Raw genomic sequence first — 8,587 nt, forward strand, 5'->3', positions numbered from 1 at the left:
ATGAGTCATCCAAATTGGAAACGCGTAGTCATCAAAGTGGGTAGTGCATTGATATCGCCCAACCAACAAGGTTGTAGCAGTCATTACCTTTTGAGCATTGCGCAATTTATCGTGCGATGCAGAGCCAACGGTACACAAGTTGTACTCGTGTCTTCTGGTTCTGTCGCAGCGGGTGCGCACCTGTTTCCAGAGCAAGAAAAGTCAGATATTGCAGTTAAAAAAGCAATGGCAGCAGCGGGTCAAACCGAAATGATTGCCACATGGGACAGACTGTTTGATTTTCCGTCTGCTCAGATGCTTCTAACGCATGCTGATTTACGAGACAGAGAGCGTTACGTAAGTATCCGTGAAACGATATTTAGTTTATTGGACAACAATATTCTACCTATCGTGAACGAAAACGACACCGTTACCACTGACAAATTGAAAGTGGGTGATAACGATAATTTATCGGCCATGGTGGCGTCGGCAGCTGAAGCAGATGCACTTATCATCTGTTCAGACATTGATGGGTTGTACGATAAGAACCCGCATGAACACGACGACGCACAATTGCTTAAATCAGTTAATACCATTGATCAAAGCATTTATGACATGGCTGGCGGTGCGGTAAAAGGCGGTGTAGGCACCGGTGGTATGCGCACTAAAATTGAAGCGGCCGAAAAAGCCGTTTCGCATGGTATAGATACATATATTATTAACGGCTTTACTGAACTGTCGTTTAATATGCTGCTAGCAGGTGAAAACCCAGGCACGCATTTCAAACCTCACGCCACGCCAATGCAAGAGAATGTGCATTGGATGCGCCATACGTCAAACGCGCAGGGTGAGGTGATAGTAGAAGGGGACTTTGACGCCTCTTTAGCTGGCGACGCAGAGCAACTGACAAGTAGTGAAATTATTGACGTGAAAGGTGAGTTCTCGGTAGGCGACACCATTCTAGTACGTAAAGAAGACGGTACTAAACTGGTAAAAGCCAAGTCGAATTACAGTAGCTGTTTATTGAATTTCATTGCGAATCAGGAAAACGAAGAATTCGCCCATGAGTTTGAGGAAAAGACTGGGCCAATTATTTCTGATCAGCACATAGCAAATCTGGAGAAAGAATGAGCATTATTACAGAGTTAGCACAACAGGCAAAAAAAGCTGCACGTACACTGGCTATTTTAAGCGAAAGCCAGAAAAACGCGGTGTTAACTGATATGGCCGCGGCAATTCGTGCAAATAAAAGCAAAATTATTGAAGTAAACGAAAAGGAAGTAGCGCGCGCTAAAGAAAATAACTTAGACGCAGCAATGGTTGACCGCTTAATCCTAAACGATGAACGCATTGAATCAATGGCTGAAGGCATCGAAGTTATTGTTGAATTAGACGATCCAGTAGGTAAAGAGCGCGTTATCGGTACACGTCCAAACGGTATTGAGATTAAGAAAATGCGTATACCGTTAGGCGTTGTTTGTATGATTTATGAAGCACGACCTAATGTTACTGCCGACGCTGGCGCGCTGTGCTTCAAATCGGGTAACGCTGTGATTTTACGTGGTGGTAAAGAAGCATTGGATACCAGCTTAGCGATTGCTGAGCTTATGCAAGATGTTCTGGAGAAACACAACTTGCCGAAAGCACTGGTTACGGTAGTGCCTAATCCAGACCGCGCGCTTATGCAAGAGCTAATGGAGCAGCGTGATTACATTGACGTAATTATTCCTCGTGGTGGTGAAGGTCTTATCAACTATGTTACCGATAATGCAAAGGTACCGGTAATCCAGCACTTTAAAGGTGTGTGCCACCTTTATGTAGATAAAGATGCTGATTTAGACAAAGCCATGGCCATTCTTCTAAACGGTAAAACACAGCGTACTGGCGTGTGTAATGCGTTGGAAGGTCTGGTTGTACACCAAGCCGTTGCTGGTGATTTCTTACCCAAAGTGGCCGATGCCTTTAAAGAAAAAGGCGTTAAAGTTCACGTTAATGAAAAAGGTAGCCAGTACTTTGATGGCGCAGACGTGATTGCAGAAGACGCATACGGTGAAGAGTACCTAGGTTTAGAAATCGCTATTCGTGTAGTTGACGATTTCGACGCTGCGGTTGACCACATTGCGCAGTTTGGTAGTAACCACACTGAAGTAATTTGTACGGAAGATGCTGAAAAAGGCAAGTTATTCCAACGCGCAGTAGATGCAAGTGTGGTAATGGTTAACGCCTCTTCGCGCTTCTCTGACGGCAGCCAGTTAGGTTTAGGTGCAGAAATTGGTATTGCAACGACTAAGCTACATGCATACGGCCCAATGGGACTAGAGTCGTTGACCTCTGAGAAATATCTAGTGAACGGTGAAGGCCAAATTCGCGACTAACTAATGTTGTTATAACTGGTCGGCATTGTGCCACGAGTTTACATGCTTCATAATGAAAAGCGCTGACATTCGTCGGCGCTTTTTTATTTTTATTCAAAGATTTACCCTCGCAGCACAGATGGAGCATACATGGAGATTGTGATAGACCCTAAGCAGTTATGGAACCAGCTTATTGCCTTTGCCAGTGAGTATAAACTGCTGACATCACTACTACTTTTAATTGTATTGCACTTCATCAAAAAAGGTATGTTGCTGCTCATCAGGCGTATTAGCTCGCAGCGCGGTGAAGACAGAAGAAACCAGATTAATATTTTAGAGCAATTAGGTAACGCCTTTATCATCATTGTATTAATGATGGTGTGGAGCTCTGAAATACAAACGCTCGCGATATCCATTGCCGCATTCATGGTTGCCATAGTGCTGGCTACCCGTGAATTTATTCAATGCTTTATGGGCTTTATTTACTACCTAGGCGCAAGGCCGTTCAGGGTAGGGGACTGGATCCAAATGAACAACATCATTGGTGAAGTGGTAGAAATGGACTGGGCAAAGACAGCGCTTTTAGAAGTTGACCCAGAAAGCTTTAACTACACGGGTAAACACGTTTATGTACCTAACAGCCAGCTAGTTACCCAAACCGTGCGTAACCTTAACTTTATGCGCCGCTACCGTTTACACTCTTTTGAAATTGTTAACGAGCCTACCGTAAACGCTTACAGCTTGTTACCCGCTTTTCATGCCCGTGCACAAGCGCACTGTGAATACTTTCGCGATGTAGCAGAGCGTTACAAAGGCTTAATTGAACGCCATTTAGAACAAGAATTTATTCGTATAGACCCAGAGGTTGAGATTAAGACCAATGAGCTTGCAAAAGTGGTGGTGAAGGTTAGCCTTTTCTGCCCGACTGCGGAAGCCCATGAGCTAGAGCACAAAATGTGCTCCGATTGGTTAAGCTTGTGGTTTAGAGCGCAAAAAGAAGAACAGACAATGCTAATGCAGCAGCAAAGCGAGCATAACAACGCCAACCTTCAAGCGTCGGCTACAACAGAACGGCAAACAACAACGAGCACTGGGCTGTAAATTTCTATCAACGAGCGATCTGTTTCTTAAATTACTGGTCGCTCATTGCTATTCATTACACTTCATCCGTCACACTTCATTCGTTACATTTCCATTCCCGCTGGTGGGAAAAATGCCCTTCTAAAAATGCCATCTGGTCAGCCAGTATGCGTCTGTTCATTAAATAAAAACGCTCGTAAACATTGGGCCTAAAGGGCACAGCGAGCAAAGGCATATTCGCTTCTTCGGGTGTTTTCGCTGCTTTAGCATGATTACATCGCTGACAAGCCGTGGCTACGTTCGTCCAACTATCTTTTCCGCCGCGAGAGCGGGGAATGATGTGGTCTCGCGTAAGTTGTTTAGGCGTAAACTTGTTGCCGCAATACATGCACAAATAGCTGTCGCGTCTAAATAAATAGCGGTTTGTAAGGGCAACTTTGCCAGATAAATCTGTCACCTTGCCGTCGCAAGCGATAATGCTTGATAGGGTAAGTTCGCTTTGCAGCCCTTCGTGATTCCAGCCTCCTTTGAGTGTTATGGCATCACTGCCTAGCTCGAATAGCACCTTATCTTGACTGTAAAGCTTTGCGGCTTGTTTAACATCTATCCACTCTTGTGGCATGCCTGCTTTATTAAGTCGAAGTACCAACATGGTTATCTCCTTTAGCACACTAATATTAGACGTTCTTGATGTGAAGAATTCTTATTGCCCGTTTATGGTTCAAAGTACTGTTTACGGGTTGTTTATTTGTTCGCTTTTTGTTCTAGCATACGCTGTTTTGTGTCAGTATGATGAAAATATAGTCAATAATTGAAATTTCACAGATATTTCATATAGTCATGGTGCTATAGGTGATAGCGATTTAGCGCAGATTCACAAAATAAATTCCACGCGGGGCTGTATTTGGCAATGGCATTACAGCTACTTCAAAGCTATACTATGCGCCGCGTTTAAAAGCGATAAAATAAAGATTGAAATTAAAGGACAAATAGTGACTCCTATTACTAAATCATTTCAGTATGGACAGCATACTGTAACTCTAGAGACGGGTGTAATTGCTCGTCAGGCAACAGCTGCGGTTCTTGCGAGCATGGACGACACGTCTGTACTGGTAACAGTAGTTGGTAAAAAAGAAGCCAAAGCAGATCAAGACTTCTTCCCACTTACTGTTAACTACCAAGAAAAAGCGTACGCTGCGGGTAAAATCCCAGGTGGTTTCTTCAAGCGTGAAGGTCGTCCATCTGAAGGTGAGACACTGATTGCACGTCTTATCGACCGTCCAATCCGCCCATTATTCCCAGAAGGTTTCAAAAACGAAGTACAAGTTGTTGTTACTGTAATGTCTGCTAACCCAGATATCCCTACAGACATCATCTCTATGATTGGTACTTCAGCAGCCCTTGCTATCTCTGGTATTCCTTTCAACGGCCCAATTGGTGCGGCTCGTGTTGGTTTTAGCAACGGTGAATACATTCTAAATACACGCGCAGAAGAGCAAGCTGAAAGCGAGCTTGACCTTGTTGTTGCGGGTACTGAAGGCGCAGTACTTATGGTTGAATCAGAAGCGAACGTGCTTTCTGAAGACACCATGCTAGGTGCGGTTATGTTCGGTCACGAGCAAATGCAAACTGTAGTTAACGCAGTTAACGAATTTGCTGCTGAAGTTGGCACTGAGAAGTGGGACTGGGCACCAGAAGAAGAAAACACTGCGCTTAAAGACAAAGTTAAAGCACTAGCTGAAGCAGAAATGACTGCGGCTTACCAGATTTCTGACAAGTTAGAGCGTAAAGACGCGGTAACTGCAGCAACTGAAAAAGCGCTTGCAGCCATTATTGCTGAAGACGAAACGCAAGATCAGAAAGAAGTACTAGACCTTCTTCACGAACTTGAGTCTGACGTTGTACGTTCACGCATTCTATCTGGCGCGCCGCGTATCGATGGTCGTGACCCAGCAATGATCCGTGCACTAGACGTAGCGACAGGTATTCTTCCTCGTACTCACGGTTCTGCACTATTTACTCGTGGTGAAACTCAGGCACTTGTAGCTGCTACGCTTGGTACAGAGCGTGACGCACAGATGATTGACGAGCTTCAAGGTAAGCGCGACAGCCGTTTCATGCTTCACTACAACTTCCCTCCATACTGTGTTGGTGAAACCGGTATGATTGGTTCGCCTAAGCGTCGTGAAATTGGTCACGGTCGTCTAGCGAAGCGTGGTATTCAAGCAGTAATGCCAAGTGAAGAAGAATTCCCGTACGTAGTACGTGTGGTTTCTGAAATCACAGAATCAAACGGTTCATCTTCAATGGCGTCGGTATGTGGTACTTCACTAGCGCTTATGGATGCAGGTGTTCCAATTAAAGCGTCTGTTGCGGGTATCGCAATGGGCCTAGTTAAGAGTGACGACAACTTTGTTGTACTTTCAGACATCCTTGGTGACGAAGATCACCTTGGCGACATGGACTTTAAAGTAGCGGGTACTACCGAAGGTATTACTGCACTTCAAATGGACATTAAGATTGAAGGTATCACTAAAGAAATCATGCAAATTGCGCTTAAACAAGCAAAAGAAGCACGTTTGCACATTCTTAAAGTAATGGACGAAGCGATTGGCGGTCACCGTGAAGAGCTAAGTGAATTTGCTCCACGCATTTACACAATGAAGATTGACCAAGACAAGATTCGTGACGTTATCGGTAAAGGCGGCGCAATGATCCGTCAAATTACTGAAGAGTCTGACACTAACATCGAGATTGAAGACGACGGTACTATCAAAATCTTCGCGACAGAGCGTGCGAAAGCAGACATCGCTATTAGCAAGATTGAGCAAGTAACGGCTGAAATTGAAGTTGGTAAGACTTACAACGGTAAGATTACACGTATTGTAGACTTCGGTGCGTTTGTAGAAGTACTTCCAGGTAAAGAAGGACTTGTTCACATTTCACAAATTGCTCACGAGCGTGTGAACAAAGTAACTGACTACCTAGAAGAAGGCCAAATGGTTGACGTTAAGGTTATGGAAATCGATCGCCAAAACCGTGTACGCCTAAGCATTAAAGAGCTTCTAGAAAAGCCTGCGCCTAAGTCTGACGACGCAGAGTAATGCCGATTAGGTTTTAAACCTAGTTAGCTGTATATAAGTAAAAAGGGAGCTTGGCTCCCTTTTTTCGTTTTAGGTTTTAAAGGCAATAACGGGTTGGGTTTTACTTGTTAACCCGCACGTTTAATCCTTACATTTAGACCATAACGAAAAACGCTTTTTAGAGGTAATAGATAATGGATAAGCAAACGCAAACCGAAGTAGAAGCAGCGGTATTCCGCCGCTTAGTAGAACACCTAGACGCGAACAAAGACGTTCAGAACATTGACCTGATGATTTTGGCCGATTTCTGCCGTAACTGCTTGGCAAAGTGGTATTCAGCGGCTGCAAGCGAGCAGGGCGCTGATATCGACTATGAAGCCGCACGTGAAGTGATATACAAAATGCCGTACTCAGAATGGAAAGAAAAGCACCAGCTTCCTGCTACTGATGAGCAGTTGGAGAAGTTGGCTGCTAGGCAGGGGAAGTAGTTTTCGGATAGGACGAATTTTGTTTTTGTTTTGAAGCCAGCTTATGCTGGCTTTTTTGTGTTTGGCTTGCGTGAAATACACCAAAATCATCTACATGTCGATTTGGTTATTTTAATAAATGAGCGAAAAATGACATTACGGTTTTTTCTTTATTTTTTGTTGGTTGTGGGGTATTGTAGTTATAAATACAAGGACAGGTTCCCGAAAGTTGTGTGGATTAGCATGACGGTTTTGGGATGGGTAAGCTGTTAGGTGTCAGGGATGAAAACGTTACTACTGTCATTTATTGTCATCGTATTAGTTGGTTGCACATCAGTTGGTAAACCTACTATCCACCTCCACTCCAACGGAGTAAGCGAAGCAAAACTTACCAACCTAAAAATAAAATTGGAAAAAGTGGATATACCGTAGTAAGTAGCAATCAAGACTTCTCTCATTTCTTATTCACGCCACTCATAGTTGTTCCAACAAAACCACGATTCAATACACCAGAGCTTCAGCAACAAATAACCAACATTTTAGGCTCCATCCCAATTGTAAAACGTGAAAACTCTAAAAATCATAAGTATTCGGGCTTCCATATTGGCTTGTATCTTCGAGGGGACAATGCCACCTAACAAAAATTAAGTCACTCACTGCGTTCGCTGGCACGCATACATGCGGGGCGGCTTCGCCATGATGCCCCACATGCCTGCGCCCCTCACTTAAAAGTTAGGTGTAATGATGAAAATACTTACTGTTGTCGTAACTAAACAAGACAGTCACTTTTGCATTGCCTCTCCGTTGAAAGTACTCCCATAAAAGTGAACATTCGCATTAATTCTAATGTCATATTATTTAAGCTTTTCCTTATATGGTTGAGGCTACGACAAAATAGAGAGTATGTACCATAGTAAAATTTTAAACATCACAGCTAGCCAACATACTGTTCAAGTCTCGTGATACTCATACCTTGTATGCGCTTTTTTGTACCAAGATTGCTTTTTCACTTTTCTTTTTGAAAAGTTTTTTCATTTGCACTTCCAGCTATTTACATGTTAATTCTATGTTAGTTAACGATAAATAATGAAGGAATATTTAATGAAAATGCTATGCAAAGCAAAATCGTTACTTGCTTGTATTTTATTCACGGCTCATTCCATGAGCTTATTTGCTAACGAAGACATCGAGCCCATTGTTGAGTGGGAGAAAAAGCAAAATGCTGAACAAAGGCTGGAAGTTTTCGGCAACGACTTTTTGGGCGACTCAATTGACCCACACACAGGTACATTAGCCTTTTGATATTAGCTTGCCGGGAAACTCATCTCTGAGCGTTTCACTCATACGAAGCCGAACGAGTGGTTTTCACTATAAAGATGGAACAGATGTCGAGTTTGGTGATTGGACACTTTCTGTACCTCGCCTTTCCGTAACCTCACTAACCATTAGAGCTTGGCAAGGGAATCGCTGTAGTCTTTCTACCGCCACGTTGCTCGGTAACTACAGCAATGGCAAAACCTTTTTATCATCCAGAGACTTCTCAAACGGTATACAGCTTGAAGTTCCGGGACAAAGTAGCCAACAATTGCTTGACCCGACATTCCGCATCAAATTCAGGAATAAA

8 protein-coding genes are annotated in these 8,587 nt (G+C 43.5%); 7 read left to right on the forward strand and 1 reads right to left on the reverse strand.

What is annotated here, in order from left to right:
• From proB to ACX5KA_RS08660, 3 genes are all read left to right on the forward strand, one after another.
• On the forward strand, window positions 1-1,110 hold the full coding sequence (proB, locus tag ACX5KA_RS08650; RefSeq protein WP_049587803.1) for a glutamate 5-kinase: 1,110 nt from the start codon (window positions 1-3) through the stop codon (window positions 1,108-1,110).
• Window positions 1,107-2,354, forward strand: coding sequence for a glutamate-5-semialdehyde dehydrogenase (locus tag ACX5KA_RS08655; RefSeq protein ID WP_458730892.1), 1,248 nt, complete (start codon window positions 1,107-1,109; stop codon window positions 2,352-2,354). Before proB ends, ACX5KA_RS08655 begins: the two co-directional genes overlap by 4 nt.
• A gap of 129 nt (window positions 2,355-2,483) precedes the next feature.
• Window positions 2,484-3,434 (forward strand): mechanosensitive ion channel family protein, encoded by a 951-nt coding sequence (locus tag ACX5KA_RS08660; RefSeq protein WP_039220542.1) that lies wholly within the window; start codon window positions 2,484-2,486, stop codon window positions 3,432-3,434.
• A 76-nt stretch (window positions 3,435-3,510) separates the two neighbouring features.
• Here the strand turns inward: ACX5KA_RS08660 and ACX5KA_RS08665 are convergent, their stop codons facing one another.
• Complete coding sequence (locus ACX5KA_RS08665) at window positions 3,511-4,065, reverse strand: HNH endonuclease (protein ID WP_458730893.1); 555 nt, start codon at window positions 4,063-4,065, stop codon at window positions 3,511-3,513.
• Window positions 4,066-4,405: 340 nt separating this feature from the next.
• On the opposite strand from ACX5KA_RS08665, the gene pnp reads away from it, so the two are divergent.
• The 4 genes from pnp to ACX5KA_RS08685 all read left to right on the forward strand — a co-directional run.
• Window positions 4,406-6,517 (forward strand): polyribonucleotide nucleotidyltransferase, encoded by a 2,112-nt coding sequence (gene pnp, locus ACX5KA_RS08670; protein WP_458730894.1) that lies wholly within the window; start codon window positions 4,406-4,408, stop codon window positions 6,515-6,517.
• A gap of 173 nt (window positions 6,518-6,690) precedes the next feature.
• The gene (locus ACX5KA_RS08675) at window positions 6,691-6,984 is read left to right on the forward strand and encodes a DUF1244 domain-containing protein (RefSeq protein ID WP_049587806.1); all 294 of its coding nucleotides are present in this window, start codon (window positions 6,691-6,693) and stop codon (window positions 6,982-6,984) included.
• A gap of 1,080 nt (window positions 6,985-8,064) precedes the next feature.
• On the forward strand, window positions 8,065-8,265 hold the full coding sequence (locus ACX5KA_RS08680) for a hypothetical protein (RefSeq protein ID WP_458730895.1): 201 nt from the start codon (window positions 8,065-8,067) through the stop codon (window positions 8,263-8,265).
• Window positions 8,266-8,272: 7 nt separating this feature from the next.
• Window positions 8,273-8,587, forward strand: a 315-nt coding sequence (locus ACX5KA_RS08685; RefSeq protein WP_458730896.1) for a hypothetical protein, incomplete at its 3' end; no start/stop codon positions are given.

This window comes from Alteromonas alvinellae (assembly GCF_902705805.1).

Bases quoted from the DNA above. Each gene is read 5' to 3' on its own strand.
- proB (WP_049587803.1), top strand. From the start codon at position 1: ATGAGTCATCCAAATTGGAAACGCGTAGTCATCAAAGTGGGTAGTGCA.
- ACX5KA_RS08655 (WP_458730892.1), top strand. From the start codon at position 1,107: ATGAGCATTATTACAGAGTTAGCACAACAGGCAAAAAAAGCTGCACGT.
- ACX5KA_RS08660 (WP_039220542.1), top strand. From the start codon at position 2,484: ATGGAGATTGTGATAGACCCTAAGCAGTTATGGAACCAGCTTATTGCC.
- ACX5KA_RS08665 (WP_458730893.1), bottom strand. From the start codon at position 4,065: ATGTTGGTACTTCGACTTAATAAAGCAGGCATGCCACAAGAGTGGATA.
- ACX5KA_RS08675 (WP_049587806.1), top strand. From the start codon at position 6,691: ATGGATAAGCAAACGCAAACCGAAGTAGAAGCAGCGGTATTCCGCCGC.
- ACX5KA_RS08680 (WP_458730895.1), top strand. From the start codon at position 8,065: ATGAAAATGCTATGCAAAGCAAAATCGTTACTTGCTTGTATTTTATTC.